13 protein-coding genes are annotated in these 21,860 nt (G+C 62.8%); 7 read left to right on the forward strand and 6 right to left on the reverse strand.

Annotation, left to right across the window (positions count from 1 at the left end; all coding sequences use genetic code 11):
• The first annotated feature begins 152 nt into the window (after positions 1-152).
• From ACXZ1M_RS20565 to ACXZ1M_RS20590, 6 genes are read left to right on the forward strand one after another with little or no spacing between them, the layout of a single operon-like run.
• Positions 153-3,161 carry a TonB-dependent receptor gene (locus ACXZ1M_RS20565; RefSeq protein WP_459049492.1) on the forward strand — a complete coding sequence of 1,003 codons (3,009 nt, stop codon included), beginning with the start codon at positions 153-155 and terminating at the stop codon, positions 3,159-3,161.
• Positions 3,162-3,180: 19 nt separating this feature from the next.
• On the forward strand, positions 3,181-4,827 hold the full coding sequence (locus tag ACXZ1M_RS20570) for a GH35 family beta-galactosidase (RefSeq protein ID WP_459049493.1): 1,647 nt from the start codon (positions 3,181-3,183) through the stop codon (positions 4,825-4,827).
• A gap of 15 nt (positions 4,828-4,842) precedes the next feature.
• Complete coding sequence (locus ACXZ1M_RS20575; protein WP_459049494.1) at positions 4,843-7,716, forward strand: glycoside hydrolase family 31 protein; 2,874 nt, start codon at positions 4,843-4,845, stop codon at positions 7,714-7,716.
• Entirely contained in the window at positions 7,716-9,257 is a 1,542-nt protein-coding gene (locus ACXZ1M_RS20580; RefSeq protein WP_459049495.1) for a GH39 family glycosyl hydrolase, read from the forward strand. Before ACXZ1M_RS20575 ends, ACXZ1M_RS20580 begins: the two co-directional genes overlap by 1 nt.
• A complete protein-coding gene (locus ACXZ1M_RS20585; protein WP_459049496.1) occupies positions 9,254-11,635 on the forward strand; it encodes a glycoside hydrolase family 95 protein in 2,382 nt (793 codons plus the stop codon). The genes ACXZ1M_RS20580 and ACXZ1M_RS20585 overlap by 4 nt, the downstream gene beginning before the upstream one ends.
• Positions 11,635-14,415, forward strand: a complete 2,781-nt coding sequence (locus ACXZ1M_RS20590; RefSeq protein WP_459049497.1) for a glycoside hydrolase family 2 TIM barrel-domain containing protein — start codon at positions 11,635-11,637, stop codon at positions 14,413-14,415. The genes ACXZ1M_RS20585 and ACXZ1M_RS20590 overlap by 1 nt, the downstream gene beginning before the upstream one ends.
• Here ACXZ1M_RS20590 and ACXZ1M_RS20595 read toward each other — a convergent pair.
• The 3 genes from ACXZ1M_RS20595 to ACXZ1M_RS20605 form a co-directional block, all read right to left on the reverse strand.
• Positions 14,404-15,627: an NADH:flavin oxidoreductase/NADH oxidase family protein gene (locus ACXZ1M_RS20595; RefSeq protein WP_459049498.1), complete on the reverse strand. Its 1,224-nt coding sequence runs from the start codon at positions 15,625-15,627 to the stop codon at positions 14,404-14,406. The genes ACXZ1M_RS20590 and ACXZ1M_RS20595 overlap by 12 nt on opposite strands.
• 69 nt (positions 15,628-15,696) lie before the next feature.
• Entirely contained in the window at positions 15,697-16,701 is a 1,005-nt protein-coding gene (locus tag ACXZ1M_RS20600; RefSeq protein ID WP_459049499.1) for an acetamidase/formamidase family protein, read from the reverse strand.
• Between the two features lie 13 nt (positions 16,702-16,714).
• Positions 16,715-17,494, reverse strand: a complete 780-nt coding sequence (locus ACXZ1M_RS20605; protein WP_459049500.1) for an alpha/beta fold hydrolase — start codon at positions 17,492-17,494, stop codon at positions 16,715-16,717.
• Between the two features lie 113 nt (positions 17,495-17,607).
• Here ACXZ1M_RS20605 and ACXZ1M_RS20610 point away from each other — a divergent pair, with 113 nt between their 5' ends.
• A complete protein-coding gene (locus ACXZ1M_RS20610; protein WP_459049501.1) occupies positions 17,608-18,441 on the forward strand; it encodes an alpha/beta hydrolase in 834 nt (277 codons plus the stop codon).
• On the opposite strand, the gene ACXZ1M_RS20615 is transcribed toward ACXZ1M_RS20610, so the two are convergent.
• The 3 genes from ACXZ1M_RS20615 to ACXZ1M_RS20625 are packed head-to-tail and all read right to left on the reverse strand — an operon-like array spanning position 18,431 to position 21,857.
• Positions 18,431-19,774 carry a DUF3422 family protein gene (locus ACXZ1M_RS20615; protein WP_459049502.1) on the reverse strand — a complete coding sequence of 448 codons (1,344 nt, stop codon included), beginning with the start codon at positions 19,772-19,774 and terminating at the stop codon, positions 18,431-18,433. The genes ACXZ1M_RS20610 and ACXZ1M_RS20615 overlap by 11 nt on opposite strands.
• A gap of 27 nt (positions 19,775-19,801) precedes the next feature.
• Positions 19,802-20,344: a DinB family protein gene (locus ACXZ1M_RS20620; protein ID WP_459049503.1), complete on the reverse strand. Its 543-nt coding sequence runs from the start codon at positions 20,342-20,344 to the stop codon at positions 19,802-19,804.
• A 4-nt stretch (positions 20,345-20,348) separates the two neighbouring features.
• A complete protein-coding gene (locus ACXZ1M_RS20625) occupies positions 20,349-21,857 on the reverse strand; it encodes a hypothetical protein (protein ID WP_459049504.1) in 1,509 nt (502 codons plus the stop codon).
• Positions 21,858-21,860: the final 3 nt, after the last annotated feature.

Consider the following 21,860-nt stretch of genomic DNA (forward strand, 5'->3'; position numbering starts at 1 on the left):
GAGCGAGACGACATCAATGACGACCAGACGATTGCGCTTTTCAGCGCCGGCGGGATAGCTCGCCCTGAATTTCCCGAATACCCCACAGACGATATATAAATAATCAATAGCCAAAGAGCTATGAAAAATTCGTACAACTTTGGAGAACGCAGATGAAACACCTCAAGAAAACGGCCATCGCACTGGGCCTGGCCCAGATGACGATGATGCTGAGTGGCGTCGCCGCAGCCCAGACAACCGCTGCACCTAAAACCGATGCGCCGGCCGGCGAACCGGTCGCCGTGATCGTGACCGGCCAGCGCGCAGCGCTGCAGTCGGCCCAGAAGATCAAACAGAACTCCGACGAAATCGTCGATTCCATCGTCGCCGAAGACATGGGCAAGCTGCCCGACCGCTCGGTGACCGAAGTGCTGCAACGCGTGGTCGGCGTCACCATCGACCGCACCATGTCCAAGGGCGACCCGGAGCACTTCTCGGTCGAAGGCTCGGGCGTGTCGATCCGCGGCTTGAGCTACGTGCGCTCCGAACTGAATGGCCGCGATTCGTTCTCGGCCAACGGCGGCCGCTCGCTGAACTTCGAAGACGTGCCGCCGGAGCTGATGGCCGGCGTCGACATCTACAAGAACCCATCGGCGGAACAGGTCGAGGGCGCCGTCGGCGGCTTGATCAACCTGCGCACCGCCATGCCTTTCGATTACAAGGGCTTCAAGGCTTCGGTGTCGGCCGACCGCACCTGGTCGGAACTGAAGAAGGGCAAGACCTCGCCATCGTATTCCGGCCTGGTGTCGGACCGCTGGAAAACCCCGATCGGTGAATTCGGCGCCCTGGTGGATCTGGCCAGTTCGGAAAGCGGCACCCGCACCGATGCCTTCCAGGTCGAGCCTTACTATCCGCTGAAGGACGCCAAGGGCAATACCGTCTACGTGCCGAAGGGCGCGCAGTGGCGCACCCTGGAATTCAACCGCAAGCGCGAAGGCGCCTACGGCGCGCTGCAATGGAAGAAGGACGACTGGTCCAGCTCCCTGACCTACTTCAAATCGAAGTACCGGATGCAGTGGGACGAGCAGGCCATCTTCGCTCAGTCCAGCCCTTACAACATCAAGGTGTCGCCTGACTCCACCTTCGGCTCCAACGGCCAGCTGCTGACCGGCACCCTGACCGATCCGTCCGACGGCGGCATCAACTTCGGCGACGATACCCGCACCTCGTGGCGCAAGTCTGAAACCACCGACGTGGCGTGGAACCTGCGCTGGCGCCATGACAACTGGACCGTCACCACCGACCTCCAGCACATCAAGGCCACCACCCGCAGCGTCGACTCCACCGTCGCCACCGGCGTGACCATGCCGAGCGAAACGCTGGACCTGCGCGGCAACGTGCCGAAGATTCTGTTCACGGACGCTGACCGCGCCTACCTGGCCGACCCGAAGAACTACTACTGGGCGTTCACCATGGAACACCTGGACCAGAGCAAGGCCACGGAAACCGCATGGCGCACCGATGCGAAGTATGACTTCGACCATCCAGTGCTGCGCGACTTCCGTTTCGGCGTGCGCCTGACCGACCGCGATGCGGTGACCCAGAACTCCAACCCGAGCTACAACTGGTCCGCCATCACGCAGCCTTGGCAAGTGGGCTGGGACATCAGCAAGCTGGCGTCGCTGGGTGATCCGCGCTTCAGCGGCAACACCAACGTCCATTCGTTCAACAACTTCTTCAACGGCGGCGTGTCCGTGCCGGCCGTGGTGTTCCCGAACGTCTCGCTGGCGCAAGGCTTCCCGGACAGCTATGCACAGCTGCACACCTACCACGACATCCTGTGCAAGGAACAGAATCCGACCGGCACCTGCGCACCATGGCAAGCCGCCACGTTCGGCCCGACCAACTACGCCGGCACCAACGACCAGGCCGAGAAAACCAAGGCGCTGTACGGCCAGTTGCGCTTCGGCTGGGACAAGCTGGAATATCCGATCGATGGTAACGTCGGCCTGCGTTACGTGAAGACCGATTCGAGCGCACGCGGCTACACCGTGTTCACGTCGACCGCGCCGAATGGCGGCAATCAGGTCGGCGTGCCGGTGCCTATCATCCGTCCATTCTCCGAGGGCAAGAACTACGAGAACAACTACCATAATGCCTTGCCTAGCCTGAACCTGCGCCTGAAGGTCAACGAGCAGCTGCAGTTCCGCTTCGCCGCCGCGGCAGCACTGTCGCGTCCCGACTTCACGCAGCTGCAGGGTTACACCGTGCTGTCGGAAACCGCCGACACCACCACCAACCCAGTCACCGGCGTCACCACCGTCAATAGCGTCAGCCTGACCGGCAGCGGCGACGGCAATCCGAACCTGCGTCCGACCACCTCCAAGCAGGTCGACCTGACCATGGAATGGTACTTCGCGCCTTCCGGTTCGTTCACCGCCGCCGTGTTCAACAAGCGCCTGAAAGATGTCATCATCAAGCAGGTGTACACCAAGCAGCTGGCGGACGTGAACGGCAAGATGCATGACTTCACCGTCACTGGCCCGATCAACGGCGCCCGTGGCCATGCGCGCGGCTTCGAACTGGCGTTCCAGCAGTACTTCGATAAACTGCCGGGTGCCTTGTCGGGCCTGGGCGTGCAAGCCAACTTCACCTTCGTGGACAGCGAGCGCAAACTGTACAGCCCTGTGTATGCGAAGTACTGCACCGGCGGCGACAACGCGGCCAACCTGAATCTGAACCTGAACGGCTGCGACACCAACGGCACCACCTTCGGCAATCTGCCGCTGGAAAACCTGTCCCGCCAGTCGTATAACCTGGCTCTGTTGTACGATAAAGGCCTATGGTCGGCGCGCGTGGCGTACAACTGGCGTTCGAAGGCGCTGCAGGCGGTCAACGTCAACGGCACCAAGGGTTCGGACGGCACGGACACCAATCCGGCCAGCCCGACCTTCGGCCAGACCAACGTCGCATGGGCGCTGCCTACCTGGTCGGACGACTACGGCCAGCTGGACGCATCGGTGTCCTTCAAGTTCAGCGACAAGGTGCAACTGGGCCTGCAAGCGCAGAACTTGACCGACGCGACCTACAAGCAGCTGATGCAGCAAAATATCGGTATGATGGGCCGCGCATGGTTCAAGACCGGCCGCCGCGTGGTTGCTAAACTGAGCTACGACTTTTAATAGAAAGGTATTACGCAATATGAAGCGATCGACCCGCCAGCTTGTAGTTTCCCTCAGTTTGATGATGGCCGCAGCTGGCGCGGCGGCCGCTTCGGAAATACCGCAGATCGTGAAGAAGGACGGCCGTTTCGCCTTGATCGTGGACGGCGCGCCCTTCGTCATCCTCGGCGGCCAGGCCCAGAACTCCAGCAATTATCCGCTGGCGCTGAACAAGGTCTGGGCCGCGATCAAGGACATGAACGCCAACACCCTCGAAATCCCGGTGGCCTGGGAACAGATCGAGCAGGTGGAAGGCAAGTTCGATTTCAGCTACGTCGATACGCTGGTGGCCGAAGCGCGCAAGAATAAAGTGAAGCTGGTGCTGCTGTGGTTCGGCACCTGGAAGAACACCGGCCCGAATTACGTGCCGGAGTGGGTCAAGTTCAACAACGCGCGCTTCCCGCGCATGCTGGACAAGGACGGCAAGAACATCTACTGCCTGTCGCCGCAAGGCGAAGAAACGCTGAAGGCCGACAAGAAGGCCTTCGTGGCGCTGATGGCCCACATCAAGAAGATCGACGAGGCGCAGCGCACCGTCATCATGATGCAGGTCGAGAATGAAGTCGGCACCTACGGCTTCGCGCGCGACTACGCGCCGAAGGCCGAGGCGCAGTTCAATCAGCCGGTGCCGCAGGCGGTGCTCGATTATAAAAAATCCCCGGTGGCGCTGGCCAAGAGCGGCACTTGGAAGCAGGTCTACGGCGACTACGCCGACGAATACTTCCACGCCTATTCCATCGCCAGCTACATCGAGGAAATCGCCAAGGCCGGCCGCGCCGTCTACAACCTGCCGATGTTTGTCAACAACGCGCTGCGCGACTCGCTGGAAAGCCCGGTCAAGCCGTGGAAGGAAAACTTCGCCAGCGGTGGCCCGACCTACGACGTGATCGATATCTACCGCGCCGCCGCGCCGCATATCGATTTCGCCGGCCCTGACGTCTACGGCCCGGATTCGAAGAAGTTCACCGCCACGCTGGACCACTTCCAGCGCAAGGACAATCCGCTGATGGTGCCGGAGATCAGCAACGCGCCCGAGTACGTGCGTTACACCTTCCAGGTGCTGGGACGCGGCGCCATCGGCTTCTCGCCGTTCGGCATCGACTATGCGGACTACAGCAATTTCCCGCTCGGTCACAAGGCCACCGACAAGACCATGACGGAACCGTTCGGCAAAATCTACGCCGCCTTCCGTCCGATGGAGCGCCAGTGGGCCAAGTGGGCGTTCGAAGGCCGTACCTACGGCATCGCCGAAGGCGACGACCGCCAGCCGCAGACCGTGGACATGAAGGGCTGGAAGGCCACCATCTCCTTCCGCGAATGGCAGTTCGGCGAACAGAAATATTTCAAGGACGTGAAGGATGTGCCGGCCGGTACCGAGAAGCCCAATGGCGGCGTGGCCATCGCGCAGATCGGCGAGAATGAATTCATCATCATCGGCCAGCGCGCGCGCGTGAAGATCGACCATGCCGCAGGCAAGCCGTCGATGTGGGCGCGGGTGGAGGAGGGGCGTTACGACGCCGCCGGCAAATGGATCATGGAACGTAACTGGAACGGCGACCAGACCGACTATGGCCTCAACCTCACTGGCAATCCGGTGGTGTTGAAGGTTAAACTCGGTACATATTAAAAAAACGGAGACAAAATGCGTATCAAAACCATCGCTCACGCGGCGTCCTGCCTGGCCGTGATGATGTCCGGCCACGCCGTGGCCGGCACCTTTGAAAAGACCGCCACCGGCGTGGTGGTCAAGCCTGACAATGGCGCCGCAAAAGAAGTGCGGCTGGAGGTCATGGCCGATAACATCATCCACGTGGTGAAGCTGGACCAGGCGGGCAAGTCGCTGACGCCGTCGATGATGACTATTGCCGCTCCTGTTAGCGGTAACTTCAGCGTTGCCGCTTCGGGCAAGGACAGCGTCACGCTGAAGGCAAAAAAGATTTCGGTGGCGGTGTCGCTGGCCACTGGCCAGGTGCAGTTCTTCAACGCTGCCGGCAAGGCCTTCCTGACGCAGCAGGCCGAGAGCATGGCGCCGACGGACGTCGACGGCAAGCCGTTCCTGGCGGTGAAGCAGGGCTTCAACCACGGCACCAAAGACGCCTTCTATGGCTTGGGTCAGCACCAGAACAACCAGATGAACCTGAACGGCGAAGACGTGCTGCTGATGCAGCACAATATGGCGATCGCCGTGCCGTTCGTGGTCTCGGATAAAAACTACGGCGTCCTGTGGGACAACAACTCGATCTCGCGCTTCGGCGACGCCAAGCCGTATGCGTGGCTGAGCCGCGACCTGCAGCTGACCGATGCCGACGGCAAGGCCGGTGGCCTGACCGCGCGCTACTACGCCGGCGACAAGCTGCTGTTCACGCGCCAGGAAAAGGATATCGCCTATCAGTACCTGAAGGACGTGGCGGAAAACTGGCCGAAGGAGGCCGGCGATCCGAAGGCCGCTAACCTGAAGGTGGTGTGGGAAGGCACGATGTCGTCGCCGAAAGCCGGCGTGCACAAGATGCAGCTGTATTCGTCGGACTACGCGAAGCTGAGCGTCGACGGCAAGGAGATCATGGATGTCTGGCGCCAGGGCTGGAATCCCTGGTATCACAACTTTGAAGTGAAGTTCGAAGCGAACAAGCCGGTCAAGCTGCACCTGGAGTGGAAGCCGAGCGGCGGCATGGTGGCGATGACCCACAACGATCCGCTGCCGGATGCGGAACGCCATTCGCTGACCTTCTCGTCCGAAGTCGCGCAGAGCATCAACTATTACGTGATCAACGGCGAGAACATGGACAAGGTCATCGCCGGCTACCATCACCTGACGGGCCAGGCGCCGATGATGCCGAAGTGGGCCTACGGTTTCTGGCAGTCGCGCCAGCGCTACGAAACCCAGGAGCAGTTGCTGGGCGTGCTGCGTGAGTACCGCAAGCAGGGCTGGCCGGTCGATAACATGGTGCAGGACTGGTTCTACTGGCCGGAAAACGGCTGGGGTTCGCACGACTTCGACAAGGCTCGTTTCCCGGATGCGAAAGCCATGGTGGATGAAGTCCACAAGGCCAATGCGCGCATCATGATTTCGATCTGGGGCAAGTTCTACGCCAATACCGACAACTACAAGGAACTCACGGCCAAGGGCCACATGTGGACCAAGAACGTCGAAGACGGCGCGCTGGACTGGGTCGGCCCTGGCTACAAGAACAGCCACTACTCGCCGTATGCGCCTGAAGCGCGCGACATCTACTATCGCCAGATGAAGTCCAAGCTGGTGGACCTGGGCTTCGACGCCTGGTGGATGGATAACACCGAGCCTGACGTGCTGTCCAACACCCGTCCGGCCGATTTCAAGAAGCTGATCGGCCCGACCATTTATGGCGGAGGCGAGATCACTTTCAATCCGTATAGCCTGGTGCATACGGAAGGCTTCTACGGCCACCTGAAGAAAGACCAGCCGGAGAAGCGCCAGTTCATCCTGTCGCGTTCCGGTTTCGCTGGCATCCAGCGCAACGCCACCGCCGTGTGGAGCGGCGATACGGCCAGCCGCTGGAACAATCTGTACGACCAGATCTCGGCCGGCGTGAGCGTGTCGATGTCGGGCATCGCCAACTGGACGCACGATATCGGCGGCTATGCGCAGGAGACGCGCTTCCAGCTGGGCGAAGTCGGTTCGGCGCAGGAAAACCGCAGCACCGGCATCAAGCAGGGCAATCCGGAAGACCTGAAGGAATGGCGCGAGCTGAATCTGCGCTGGTTCCAGTTCGGCGCATTCTCGCCGCTGTTCCGTTCCCACGGCGAAGTGGTGAAGCGCGAGATCCATGAGATTTCGCCGGCTGGTTCGCCGATGCGTGAATCGATGGTCTGGTACGACCAGCTGCGTTACCGCCTGATGCCGTACATTTACTCGGCCGCCGCCGACATCCACTACGAGTCCGGCGCCATCATGCGCGGCCTGGTGCTGGACTTCCCGAACGATGAAGCGGTGAAGAACATCAAGGATCAATACCTGTTCGGCCGCAGCATGCTGGTGGCGCCGGTCAGCGTGTACGGTGCGCGCGAGCGTAGCGTCTACATGCCGAAGGGCGCGAACTGGTATGACTTCTATACCGGCGAGTTGCATAAGGGCGGCACCACGGCGAGCATCAAGGCGCCGGAAACGCGCATGCCGCTGTTGGTGAAGGCCGGCGCGATCCTGCCTATCGGTCCTGTGACGCAGTATGTGGATGAGAAACCGGATGCGCCGATCACGCTGAATGTGTACACCGGCGCGGACGGAAAATTCAGCCTGTACGAGGATGATGGCGTGAGCAACGGCTACCTGCGCGGTGAAGCCAGCCGTATTCCGTTCAGCTACAACGACAAGACCGGCGTCGTCACCATCGGTGACCGCACGGGCCAGTTCAAGGGCATGCAGGCCAAGCGCCAGTTCAAGGTGCGCTTCATCAAGCCTGGCGTGTCGACCTCGGACAACTTCGATGCGGCCGATAAGGTGGTCAGCTATGAAGGCAAGTCGCTGACGGTGAAACGCTGATGAAGAAGCCGACCGCTTTGTTGATGTTGTTGCTGGCGGGTGCTGCCAGCGCCGCCGATGTGCGTCACATCGTGGTGGACGCCGCCGCGTCCACCACGCCGCGTGACCGTTTCGCCGACCTGTCGGTGGGCTCGGATTATCCGGGCACGCTGATTCGCGAGGACAGCCTGGCGCAGTTGAAGACCGCCAAGGACGAACTGGGCTTCCGCTACATCCGCTTCCACGCCATCTTCCACGACGTGCTGGGCACGTACAAGGAAGTGGACGGCAAGCCGGTGTACGACTGGACCAAGCTCGATTACCTCTACGACCGTCTGCTGAAGATGGGCGTGAAGCCGTTCGTGGAGCTGGGCTTTACGCCGCTCGCCATGCGCAGCTCGGACCTGAGCATCTTCTACTGGAAGGGCAACACCTCCCATCCCGATCCGAAGAAGTGGGCGGGGCTGGTCGATGCGTTCGTGCGCCACGCGCAGGAGCGCTACGGCAAGGAAGAAGTGCGCAGCTGGTTCTTCGAAGTGTGGAATGAGCCGAACCTGGACGGCTTCTGGGAGAAGGCGGACCAGAAGGTGTACTTCGAGCTGTTCGACATCACCTCGCGCACCATCAAGGCCATCGATCCGGCGCTGCGCGTGGGTGGCCCTTCGACCGCAGGCGCTGCCTGGGTGCCGGAGTTCCTGGCGCATGCCAAGGCCAGTGGTTCGGTGGTGGACTTCGTCACCACGCATACCTATGGCGTGGATGGTGGCTTCCTCGACGAGAACGGCAAGGATGATACCAAGCTGTCGCCGTCGCCGGACGCCGTGGTGGGCGATGTGCGCAAGGTGCGCAATGAGATGAAGGCGGCCGGCCATCCGGACATGCCGCTGTATTTCACCGAGTGGAGCACCAGCTACACGCCGCGCGATCCGGTGCATGATTCGTACATCAGCGCGCCGTACATCCTGAGCAAGCTGAAAGCGACCGAGGGCATTGTGCAGGGCATGAGTTATTGGACCTATAGCGATTTGTTCGAGGAGCCCGGTCCGCCGACCGCGCCGTTCGAAGGTGGCTTCGGTTTGATGAATCCGCAGGGCATACGCAAGCCTTCGTGGTTCGCCTACAAGTACCTGAACCAGCTGGGCGACGCCGCCATCAAGACCGCCGATGCGCAAAGCTATGCGGCTAGGGATGGCCGTGGCGTTCAGGTTCTGGCGTGGGACTTCCAGACGCCTCAACAGGGACGCAGCAATCGCGGCTTCTACACCACCGTGCAGCCGACGCGCGATGGTGCGCCGGTGAGCGTGGACCTGAAAGGCTTGAAGCCTGGCGCCTATACGGTGAATGTGTATCGCACCGGTTTCGAGGCCAATGATGCGCACACGGCTTACCTGAAAATGGGTTCGCCGAAAACGCTGACGCCGAAGGAGATCGAGCGCCTGCAAGCCCTGACCAAGGACCGGCCGCAAACCAGCACGGTGCGCGTGCCGGCATCGGGTGCGGCTTCCGTGAAGGTGAAGATGCGCGTGAATGATGTTGTGCTGATCAAGATTAATCCGCAATGAAACCTTTGCTGCTTGTAGTGGCGTTTGTGGCGGCGAATGCCGCCGCCGCGCCGGATTTGACCTTGCGTTATTCCCAGCCCGCGCCGGATACGGCGGCGGGCTGGGAGAAGGAAGCGCTCCCTATTGGTAATGGCCGCATCGGCGCGATGATCTTCGGGCAGCTGGCGCGCGAGCGCCTGCAGTTCAACGACATCACGCTGTGGACCGGCGATGACAAGGCGATGGGGGCGTTCCAGCCGTTTGGCGATGTGTATATCAATTTGCCTGGGCATGAGAAGGCTTCTTCTTATGCGCGTCAGCTGGATATTGCGCGCAGCCGGCACACGGTGAGTTATGTGCACAACGGCGTGAAGTTCAAGCGCGAGGCGCTGGCCAGCTTTCCTGCTCAGGTGATTGCGGTGCGGTTGAGTGCTGGCAAGCGCGGGCAGTACACCGGGTCCATCGAGCTGACCGATATGCATGATGCGCAGATCAGCGCGCAGGGCGATCGTATCACCGCCGTCGGCGCGCTGCCGAATGCGATGAAGTACGCCAGCCAGGTGCAGGTGCTCAACGAGGGCGGCAAGCTGGCCGTGGAGGGCAACAGGATCACCTTCACCGGCAGCGATGCGATTACACTGATCCTTGGCGCTGGCACCAGCTACGCCAACGACGCCGCGCGCCGCTTTCAGGGCGAAGCGCCGCTGCCGCGCGTGACGGCGCAAGTGGCTGCCGCCTCGGACGCCGCCGCTGGCGCCGGGCGCAACGCTGCCGCCGGGGCCGGCGCGCCGGCGCGCGCTGCTTCCGCATGGTCCGCTTTGGCGGCTGCGCACGAACGCGATTATGGCGCGCAGTTCAAGCGCGTCGGCGTGGACTTCGGCGCTGCATCCGCCGCGCGCCGCGCGCTCACCACCGACAAGCGCATCGAGGCTTACACGGCGGAGGGCAACGATCCCGAACTGGAGGCGCAGTTCTTCCAATTCGGCCGCTATCTGTTGATCTCCAGTTCGCGCGGCTCGCTGCCGGCCAATCTGCAAGGCCTGTGGAACAACAGCCTCACGCCGCCGTGGAACTCGGACTACCACACCAACATCAACGTGCAGATGAACTACTGGCCCGCCGAACCGGCCAACCTGTCCGAACACGCCAAGCCGTTCTTCGACTTCGTGCAGGGCATGGCGCCGGTCTACCGCAAGCTGGTGGCCGACACCGCCGCCAAGGCCATCGCCGATCCCGCATCGGTGCAGATGTCGCAGCCGGACCTGAGCGGCGAAGCGGTACAGCGCGAAGAAACCTTCGTCGCCAAATCCGGCAAGCCGGTACGCGGCTGGACGGTGCGCACCGAGTCGAATCCCTTCGGCGCCATGGGCTACGTCTGGAACAAGACCGGCAACGCCTGGTACATGCAGCACTTCTGGGAACACTACGCGTACACGCAGGACAAGACCTTCCTGCGCAACACAGCCTATCCGATGATGCAGGAAGCCGTGGCGTTCTGGGAGGACTACCTGAAGGAGCTGCCGGACGGCCGCCTGGTTGCGCCGCTCGGCTGGTCGCCGGAACACGGCCCGATCGAGGATGGCGTGAGCTATGACCAGGAAATCATCTGGGACCTGTTCAACAACACCGTGGAAGCCGCCGAAGCGCTGAGCGACACGCCATACCGCAACCGTATCGCCGCCATGCGCGACAAGCTGGCGACGCCGGGCATCGGCAGCTGGGGCCAACTGCTGGAGTGGATGGACGAGAAGAAGGGCAAAGACAAGGACAAAATGCTGGATACGCCGGGCGATACACATCGCCACGTCTCGCACCTGTTTGGCCTGTTCCCCGGCCGCCAGATCTCGCCAACCAAGACCCCGGCGCTGGCCGCCGCCGCACGCAAGTCGCTGGAGGCACGCGGCGACGCCGGCACCGGCTGGTCGATGGCTTGGAAGACGGCCTACTGGGCACGTCTGCTGGACGGCGATCACGCGTACAAAATGCTGCGTGGTCAATTGGCCAAACCCGGCGCGCGCGCTGCGCAGCAGAGCAGCCAAGGCACGGAGAGCAACAACGCCGGCGGCACCTATGCAAACATGTTCGACGCCCATCCGCCATTCCAGATCGACGGTAACTTCGGCGCGACGGCGGCGATCTGCGAAATGCTGTTGCAATCGCAGACCGGTGAAATCCATCTGTTGCCTGCCTTGCCTTCCGCATGGGGCAGCGGTTCGGTGAAAGGCTTGCGTGCACGCGGTGGCTATGAGGTCGACGTGAGCTGGGCCAACGGCAAGCTGACTTCCGCCACGGTGCGCCGCATCGCCGGCGACGGCGCGGGCCAGGTGCGCTATGGCGACAAGGTCGTGCCGCTGAATCTGAAAGCGGGCGAGAGCAAACAATTTGGAGGGAGTCTGTGATGCGTTGGCTGCTGAGTGCTTTTTTACTGGCGCTGAGCAGCCAGTGTGTTGCGGTTCCCACGCAGGTCCAGTACCTGAGCGGCACCGATAAGGATCACCGGGTCGAGTGGGACTTCCAGGTGAATGGCGGCCGCAATAGCGGCGTGTGGAAGAAGATTCCCGTGCCGTCCAATTGGGAGATGGAGGGCTTCGGCACCTACCGCTACTACAACGACTGGCAGAAAGATCCTGCGCCGGACAGCACCGGCGTGTATCGCCACCAGTTCAATGTGCCCGCCGAATGGCGCGGCAAGCGGATCGAGATTGTGTTCGGTGCGGCCATGACCGATACGCTGGTCAAGATCAACGGCCAGCCTGCCGGCCCGGTGCACCAGGGCGGCTTCTACGAATTCCGTTACGACGTATCGCGCTTGCTCAAGGTTGGCGAAAGCAACCAGCTTGAAGTGAAGGTGAACCGCTACTCGGCCAATGAGTCGGTGAACCGCGCCGAGCGCAGTGCGGACTTCTGGCTGTTCAGCGGCATCTATCGGCCTGTGTGGCTGGAGGCCAAGCCGTTGGCGAACATCGAGCGAGTGAGTCTCGATGCGCGCCATACCGGCGAGTTTGACGCTGACGTGTTCCTGGGCGGCGCCAGCAGCGGCAAGGTCAGCGCGCGCATTACCACGCTGGCCGGCGCTCCGTTGGGCAAAGAGATGGTGGCCGACGTCGTTGGCGGCAAGGCGCATCTGCGCGGCCGCGTTGAACGCATCGTGCCTTGGTCGGCGGAGCATCCGCAGCGCTATCAGGTGCGTTTCCAGTTACGCGACGGCGGCGGCATCGTGCATGAAGTCAGCAAGACGATAGGTTTCCGCACCATGGAGTTGCGTCCGCACGATGGCGTGTACGTCAACGGCAGCAAGGTGCGCTTGAAGGGTTCCAATCGGCATTCGATCTGGCCGACTTCGGGCCGCACCACCAGCAAGGCGTTGAGTTATCAGGACGCTAAGCTGATGAAGGAAATGAACATGAACGCGGTGCGCATGTCGCACTATCCGCCCGATCCGCATTTCCTCGACGTGGCCGATGAAGTGGGCTTGTATGTGATCGACGAGTTGACCGGCTGGCAGAAGGCTTACGATACCGACGTCTCGACGCCGCTGGTGAAGGAACTGGTTCAGCGCGACCAGCACCATCCGTCCATCATTTTCTGGGCCAACGGCAATGAGGGCGGTTTCAATCGCGACCTGGATAAGTTGTATGCCGACTGGGATGTGCAGAAGCGGCCGGTGATTCATCCGTGGGAAAACTTCGGCGGTATCGATACGGCGCACTATCCGACCTTTAACTGCTGTGCGACTTCGCTGTTCAATGGCCGCGACGTGTTCATGCCGACGGAGTTCCTGCATGGACTGTATGACGGCGGTGCTGGTGCGAGCCTGAACGACTGGTGGAATGCCATGCTGGCCAATCCGCTGAGCGCGGGCGGATTTATCTGGGCTTTTGCGGATGAAGGCATTGTGCGCGAGGACAAGGGCGGTGCGATCGACGTGGCGGGCAACCTGGCGCCGGACGGCATTGTAGGGCCGTACCGCGAGAAGGAGGGTAGCTTCTTTGCGGTGAGGAAGATCTGGTCGCCGGTGTATTTGCCGTTGTCGGAAATGGCCTCGTTGCCGCCGACGTTTGATGGCCGGGTGACGCTGGAGAATCGTTACGACTTCACGAATTTGAATAAGGTAAAACTGCGCTGGCAGCTGGTGCGGTTTGGGCGCGAGGCCGGGCACGCTGTGGTGGCACAGGGCAGTGTGAAGTCGCCCGATGTCGCAGCCGGCATGCGCGGTGTCGCCAACATCGCCTTGCCGCGCGACTGGAGCAAGCAGGATGCGCTTTACCTCACCGCCACCGGGCCCGATGGGAATGAGATCTACACCTGGTCGTGGATGATCGCCAGTCCGCAGCAGGTGGCGGAGCGGATGCGCGTCGCCGCAGCCGCGCAAGCCGCGCCGGCGACGCTGGCCGAGATGGCCGATGGCTATCGCCTGAACGCCGGCGCGTTGAGCGTCGTAATCGACAAGGCTACCGGCTATTTGCGGGAGCTGAAGAAAGGCGACGTCATCGCGCCGCTGACCAACGGTCCCCGTCTGGTCGCCGGCAAGGCTGAACTGAAACGCATCTCGGCTACTCGCGACGGTGGTGACGTGGTGGTATCGGCCGAATACTCCGGCAACCTGCGCAAGGTTAATTGGCGGCTGAGCGCCGACGGGCGATTGAGCGTGAACTACGCCTATCAAATGGAAGGCAGCCGCTACGTCGACGCGCTGGGCGTCACCTTCGACTATCCTGAAAGCGAAGTGAAATCCATGCGCTGGCTGGGACGAGGTCCTTACCGCGTATGGAAGAATCGCACGCAAGGCGTGGAGTTCGACGTTTGGCAGAAGGACTACAACGACACCGTCACCGGCCTGTCATGGAACTACCCGGAATTCAAAGGCTTCCACGACAAGGTCTACTGGGCGCAGCTGAGCACCAAGGGCCTGCCGGTCACCTTCATCAACCATGCCGACGACATCGCGCTGCGCGTGTTCACTCCGAAGCAGGCCAGCGGCGAAGGCTTCGAGCCGAAAGGCACGCAGATGGATTTCCCGCCGGGTGATATCTCCTTCCTCAACGCCATCCTGCCGATCGGCACCAAGTTCAACCCGCCTGGCGAACTTGGACCATCGGCGCAGCAGGCGCGCACGCCCAACCTCGGCATCTGGCTGGAGAACACCATCGATATCGTGGTTGGCGATTCAGGCCGCTGAAGTCAGCCACTGGCGGTAGCGGCGTGTGAGCAGCTTCACGCGTAGCTGGTCGGTGATCAGCGTCCACAGCGGATTGAGGCTGCTGCTATTGCCGCCTTGTGCGAGCGTCCGCAGGCGCCGCCGCACCAGCGCCATGGTGGCGATACTGGCCAGGGTCTTGTCCTTCCAGTTCACCGGCGCCGCCGACGCGTCCAGTGCACGACCGGCACGCCATTGCAGCGGCAGGTCCGGCGCCACCGACAGCGCGGTGGCGATGCCCACTACGGCCACGCCGCTCGCCAGCACCTGTTCCGCAATCGCCGGCCGCGCGATGCCGCCGGTGGTCATCACCGGCATGCGCGCCACGGCGGCCAGCGCCGTCGCGAATTCCAGGAAGTAGGCCTCGCGCGCCAGCGTGCGGCCGTCGGCGGTGCGGCCTTGCATGGCCGGACTCTCGTAGCTGCCGCCCGACAGTTCGATCAGATCGACCTGCAGTTCGTTCAACAGCAGCACGACCTGGCGCGCATCATCTTCCGAAAAGCCGCCGCGCTGGAAGTCGGCGGAATTGAGTTTGACCGCCACGCTGAATCCGGCCGATACGCGCGAACGCACCGCGCGCACCACTTCCAGCAGCAGGCGCGCGCGGTTCTCCAGTGTGCCGCCCCATTCGTCCTGGCGCTGATTGGTCAGCGGCGACAGGAACTGCGACAGCAGGTAGCCATGCGCCGCGTGGATCTGCACGCCGTTGAAGCCTGCCTCCTCGGCCGCATGCGCGGTATCGGCAAAGCGCTGGATCACTTCCGCGATATTTGCCGCGCTCATGGCCACCGGCTGCGCGAACAACTTACTGTGCTTGCCCAGGTCCAGCGCTACAGCGGACGGTGCCCACGCCAAGCCACCCATGTTCGCCATCACCTGCCGGCCAGGATGGTTGATCTGCATCCAGACCTGCGCACCATGCGAGCGCGCGGCCTGCGCCCAGGCCTTGAAAGGCGCCAGCGGCGTGGCGGCTTCCAGCGCAATGGTGCCGGGGCCGGTGAGCGCGCGGCTGTCCACCATCACGTTACCGGTGATGAGCAGGCCCGTGCCGCCTTCCGCCCAGCGCCGGTACAGGCGAAGAATGGCGGGGCCGGGCAATTGGCCGGCGTCCGCCATGCTTTCTTCCATGGCGGCCTTGGCGAGACGGTTGGGCAGGGTGCTGCGGTTGGGCAGAGTCAGTGGTGTGAACAGCATGGCGTTTTCCTGATTGGTGGAGGAGATACGCCATGCTAAGCTTAAAGCCAACTTGAAGGTCAAGCGAAATCAGCGTTTGAAGATCTGCTTGGGCAGCATGGCATGGACGCCAACGTTGCCGTCCACGAGCTGCGTGATTTCCATGTCCACCGCCACGCTGGAGAGCATGTAGGCGTCGTCGCGGCTCAATTTCCGTTCCGTGACGAGGTAGTCGATCATGTCGCGCAGTGCGTGTTCGGTGGCGGTCTTCAGGTCGGGACTGAAGCCCATGGTGATGATGTGGGTCGGCGTTTCGGCGCGGGGCCACAGCAGGCGCTTGTTCTTGTGGACGATGAAGCGGAAGCTGCCGCTCAAATAGGTCTCCAGCGCGGTGATGTCCACTTCGCCGTTGCCTTGCGCCGCGTGGCCGTCGCCGGCCTGGAACAGGGCGCCCTTGGCGGCGACCGGGATGTACAGCGTGGTGCCGGCCACCAGGTGCTTGTTGTCCATGTTCCCGGCGTGGACGAAGGGCGGCGCGCTGTCAATCTTGCCGCCGGCCGGGGCCAGGCCCATGCTGCCGAAGAAGGGACGCAGCGGAATCTCGATGCCGGGCGCGAAATGGCCGATCATCTTCTGCCGGTCCAGCGGCACGATCTTGAAGCGGCTGTAGGGATACTCCATCGGCAGGAAGCCTTTGCCGACGCTGAAGGCATTGCAGGCGAAGTTGGCGTCCAGGTCCACTTTCAGGATCTGCACTTCGAGCACGTCTCCCGGTTCCGCTTCGGCGATGGCGACAGGGCCGGTGAGGATATGGCCGCCGGGTCCCTTGTCCTTCACCTGGTCGTAGATCGGCGCGGTGTAGGGCGGGATGTCCTCCGGCTTGACGCCGGCGGCGATCATGCGTTCCGGCGTGCCGCAGGTGGACAGGCTTTGCATGCGCACCGTGTCGCCGCTGTGCACCGTCAGCACCGGCTTGGACTGGCCGGAGTAGTAGCCCCAGGCCACCGTGTCCGGCCGCGCCGGCAGGTCGTACTCCGCCGCTGTCGCAGCGGCATGGAAGGTCAGGAGACTTAGCAGCAGGACAGGGAGGCGCATGGGATGACTTTCGTTAGTCGGCGGTGACTTCGGCGCCGCTGAGGAAAGCGGCGATGGCTGGGTTGACTACATCTGCATGGGTGATAGGGCCCATGTGCGCGCCGCGCGTCTGCATGGCGCTGGCGTTGGGCAGCGAGCGGCCCAGCTGCTCCACCAGCAAACGCGTGGAGGCTGGGCTGCGCTCGCCGGCCATCACCAGCGATGGCATGGTCAACATGGACAAATCATCCAACGTTGCCTGTTCGCCCAACAGCGCCTGGAAGTCCAGTCGCACCTTGGCGATCTGCGCGATCATTTTGTCCTGCGCGCCGGCCGCTGCGTCGTCGAAGGCACCAGGGCGGTTCCAGTAATCGATGAAGATGCGGGTGGCATCGCGGTCCGATGCGCTGGCGGCGATGCCGGCCACCACGCTGGTGATTTCAACCTTGGCCGGATGCTGGTCTGCCAAAAGGTGGAAGGCCACCGGCTCGAACAGCGTGAGCGACAGCACGCGCTCCGGTATGCGGCGCGCCATGTGCAGCGCGCAGGCGCCGCCGAAGGAGTGGCCGACCAGGTGGAACGCTTCGCCCGGTTCCAGTTCCATGGCGATGGAGGCGATCACCGCGTCAACCTCGTGCGCCAGCGTATGGATATAATCTTCACCGGCGTCGGCGGCGGCCGGGAAGGGCGATGCGCCATACCCCAGCAGGTCCACCGGCAGGAAACGATAGGCGTCGCCCAGGTGCGCTTTCAGCGACAGCCATTGGGACTTGGAACTCATGGAGCTATGCAGCAGGACGACGGCAGGTTTCATTGTCAGCTTGGTATGAAAAAAGCGAAGCGCAGATTATACCGTCATGTGTGGTCTACACCACGCCGCCGTCACTTTGCGGCTGCAAAAAAGCAGGATAAGAGTACAGTAGAGATATGAACAACTCAAAAAAATTCGCGGGATTGGCAGGGCTCGCCAGCGTGCTCTGGATGGGTTTGACGGCAGCGGTGGCGGCTAACCAGAAACGCTTGCTGTTCAACCCATTGGGCAGCCGGCGCGAAGTGCTCAAGCCTTACAGCAGCGGCCACCGCACCCGTCCCATCGTGGTGCGCGCCAAGGATGGCACGCGGCTATCCGGCTGGCTGATGACGCCGCGCGTCGCCGGCCAGCATCCGGGCGTGGTGTACTTCGGCGGCCGTTCGGAGGAAGTCTCGTGGGTCGCGCGCGACGCCGGCAAGCTGTTCCCTGGCATGGCCGTGCTGGCGGTGAACTATCGCGGCTATGGCGATTCGCATGGCGATCCGGCGGAAGAACATTTCATCGATGACGGCCGCATGCTGTACGACTGGCTCAGCGAACGCCATCACGTCGACCCGAAACGCATCGCCGTGGTTGGCCGCAGCCTGGGTTCGGGCGTGGCGGTGCAGGTGGCGATGGAGCGCGACGCCAATTCCATCGTGCTGATCACGCCTTACGATTCCATCCTTGCCATCGCCAAGCGTAAGTTCCGGGCGATCCCGGTGGAGTATGTGCTCAAGCATAAATTCGAGTCGATCAAGTATGCGCACCAGCTCAAGGCGCCGACCTATGTGCTGCGCGCGGCGGTCGATGACATCGTGCCGCATTCGCATACCGACCTGCTGGTGCAGAAACTGGGCACGCTGCATGCGGACGAAATCGTGCCCGATTCCGACCACATCAACATCCCCTACCTGGAATCGACGCAGACGCGTATCGCCAGTTTCCTCTCCAGCCGCTTCAATGCTTAGCGTCGCCCGATAACTGGTGGTGCAGGCGGCGTAGGCCCAGCCACACGGCGCCGATTACCAGCGGCACGGCGATGCCGGTCATCATGTCCGGGTTGACCGGCACGCTGCTGGCCTTCAGCGCCTTGCCCACGTAGCCCACCAATCCCAGCGTGTAGTACGAGATGGCCGCGACCGACAGGCCTTCCACCGCCTGCTGCAAGCGTAGCTGCTGGGCCGCGCGCGCGTCCAGCGATTGCAGGATTTTGCGGTTCTGCAGCTCCTGCTCGATGCCGACGCGCGTGCGCAGCAGGTCGTTGGTGCGGGCGATACGTTTCGCCAGTCCTTCCTGCCGCTGCGCCACCGAGGTGCAGGTGTTCATGGCCGGCGCCAGGCGGCGGCCCATGAACTCGGCCAGCGTCGGCGTGCCGGGAATGCGCACCTCGCGCAGTTCCTGGATGCGCGACTGCACCAGGTTGAAGTAGGCCTGCGAGGCGGCGAAACGGTAGCTGTTGTTGACCGAGATTTTCTCCAACTGCGCGGCCAGGCTGGTGATCCGGTGCAGCATGTCCTGGTCGCCGTTGGCCTGGTTTTTCACCAGCGTGGCCGTGAGTTCCGCCAGTTCGTTCTCGATGCCGTTCAGCGCCGGCTGCGTGGCTTCGGCCTGCGGCAACCCAAGCAGCGTCATGGTGCGGTAGGTTTCGATTTCCAGCATACGGCCGACCAGGCGGCCGGGCTGGTATTCGCGCAGGTTCTGGTCGCGCACCACGAAGCGGCTGAAGCCATCCGGATGGATCAGGAAATCGGTCCACACTTCGGCGTTGCCTCCGCCGCTGCTACCCACCAGCGAGCGGCCCTGATACAGTTCGCGGATGCTGGCGGCGAAGCTGCCGTCGTCCGACGCGTCCTTGCACAGCAGGACGTGGGCGGCGACGATGATCTTGCCGTGCAGGCCGGCCAGCCATTCTTGCGGCACGTGCTGCACCGGCATGCGCGCGAAAGCGGTGTGGAAGTCCACGCCCGCTTCGCTGCGCTCGACGAAGGTGTAGGTGGCGAACTCGGTGTGGCATTCCCACTTCAGGCGGAAGCGGCCGAAGTCATGGAAGAAGTAGCGCGCCTGCTCGTGCGGGCCGGCCACGCCGTAGTGCAGGCAAAGCTGCTCCAGTATCTGGTGCTGGCTGCTGCGGTGGTTCTGGCGCGAGGGCTGGTCCTGCTGAAGGTACAGCGCGAAGTGGGTGATGCTTTCGGGAGACTGCAGTTGCAAGAAAGGGCGGGAGTGGATTTCGGCCGATAGCGGCACGCGCATCGGGTGATTCAGTTTGGCGAAATCGGCGGTTGCACGATAGGCGAGCGACATGAACTTCCTTAATGACTAATTGACGAATTAACTAGGTGATGAGTCCGGTACCCACAGCAGCAGATCGGTGACGCCGATGTCGATGCCCGCCTGCGATAGCAGCGTGCTGGCTTGTCCCCGATGGTGCGTCTGGTGATTGAAGAAGTGCAGCAGCACGCTGCCGAAGTGCTTGCGATAGACATCGCCGCGCGTGCTGCGGTATTCGAAGGTGTGCGCCAGGTCCGCTTCCGTCAGCTGCGGCGCCAAAGCGCTGATGATGGCGTCCAACTGCTCGCGGTGGACGCGCAGCGCTGGCAGGGTGTCGCCGAAGGAGTGCGTCAGGCCGCTGGGCTGTGCGATCGCCTGCATGGGCTGCAGCGCCGGGAAGCCTGCCGGATGGGTGCTGAAGCGCTTGAGCCAGATGGTGTCGCCCGCCAGCAGGTGGCTCAGCGTTCCGCATAGCGATCCGAAGAAGGCCTTGCGGTCGGCGGTGAAGTCTGCCGGCGGCAGCTGGGCCGCCGCGTCGTACAGCTTGCGGTTCATGTCGGCGTTGTAGCGCGCCAGTAGGGCGAAGTAATCGAGTGTGCTCATGCAGTTATGCCGCGATGGCGTCCGGATTGGAGATCAGGAAGATCCGCTGGTTCAGTACCGCCAGCGCCTGCGGGTCTTCGGCCTCGTTCAGCTCTTTCAGCAGGTCGCGCGTGCTGGCCTTGCCGGACGGCGTGGTGTGGTCTTCCTGTAGCTTGCCCAGCGTGTATTTCAACACGCGGCTGGATTGGTGGGCCTGCATTTCCAGCGTGGCCTTGGCCAGCACGCCCTCGTCGTAGGCGATGGTGGTGGTGGTGCTGGCCGAGTCGTTGATCATGTGGTACTTGTAGTTCTGCGACTGCGGCTCCAGGTCCAGCGCCAGTTGCGCGTCGGCCGATACCGGCGCGTGGAAGCGCGCCTTCAGGTGCGACTCCTGTTGCTGCGTGATGCCACGGTCCATCCGCGAGGCGCCGCTGAGGGTGGTCTTTTGCGACACATCGTAGGCGAAGCTGTCCTTTTCCGTCACCTTCGCCGGATTGGACGACACCTCGGTTTGCGCGAACGAGGCCTTGAAGTCGGCCAGCCCGGTGGACATGGCGCGATCGCGGTCGGTCAGGCCGGTGCTGAGCGGCGCCACGGCCGGCGTGCCGTAGTCGCTGTTCATGTCGGTGAAGGCATCCTTGAACATGGCGATCATGGTGGCGTTGCCCTGGCCGCGCAGGCCGGCCTGGTCGACCTGCTGCATGTAGTTGTTCAGCGCCTTGGCCTGCTGCGCCTTGCTGCCCCAGGCGGCGGGCTGGCTCAGGTCCACGTCTATCTTCGCGCTGCCGGCGGGGCCGCTGAAATTGACCGAACGCTGGCTGGCGTCGGCGTGGAATTCCAGGTGCTGAGTTTCCTTCGGATTGATCTTGATGCTGCCTTTCAGGTCCACCGACGCCAAGGCGTTCTTGTTGAACTGCGTCAGTCCGGACAAGTCGATGCGCGGCGGGTCTTCGGTCAGGCCGTCGATCGATTTCTGGAACGCTTCGGACAGTTCGCCCAGCGCCTTGCGCTCGGCCTCATTCAGCTTGCCGTCGCTGTGCGCCTCGATGGCGATGCTATTGTCCCCGGCGTCCAGCGTGAGATCCACTTTGACGCCGCTGCGCGTGGTGATGCTCAGCGAGATCTGGTTGTCGCCCATGCCGTGCTGCGATACCTGCGATGGCGACACCAGCATGTCGTAGGTGTCGGCGTACACGCCGTTGGGCGCCTGCTGCACCGACTGCGAGAAGTCCTCGCCGTCGTAGGCCACCTGCTTGAGCAGTTCGCCGCCCAGGCCTTTCAGGCGTCCGGCCGCCGGCTGGTCGTTGAAGTTCTGCGCCATCATGCTGGCGGCGGTGCTGCGGGTGCGGTTTTCCCACACCAGCGCCTTGGGCAGCGATCCGTCGGCCGTGCCGCCCAGCGATACCACGGTGGAAGCGCCTCCATTGGATGCAGCGGCGCTGCTGGCGGAAGCATAGGTGGACGCAGAAGCGCCGGCAGCCGCCGTGGAGGCGACCGCCGGAGTGGTCCGGTTCAGGGAGGAAATCGTCGTCATGAC

Source organism: Duganella paludis, from assembly GCF_054461335.1.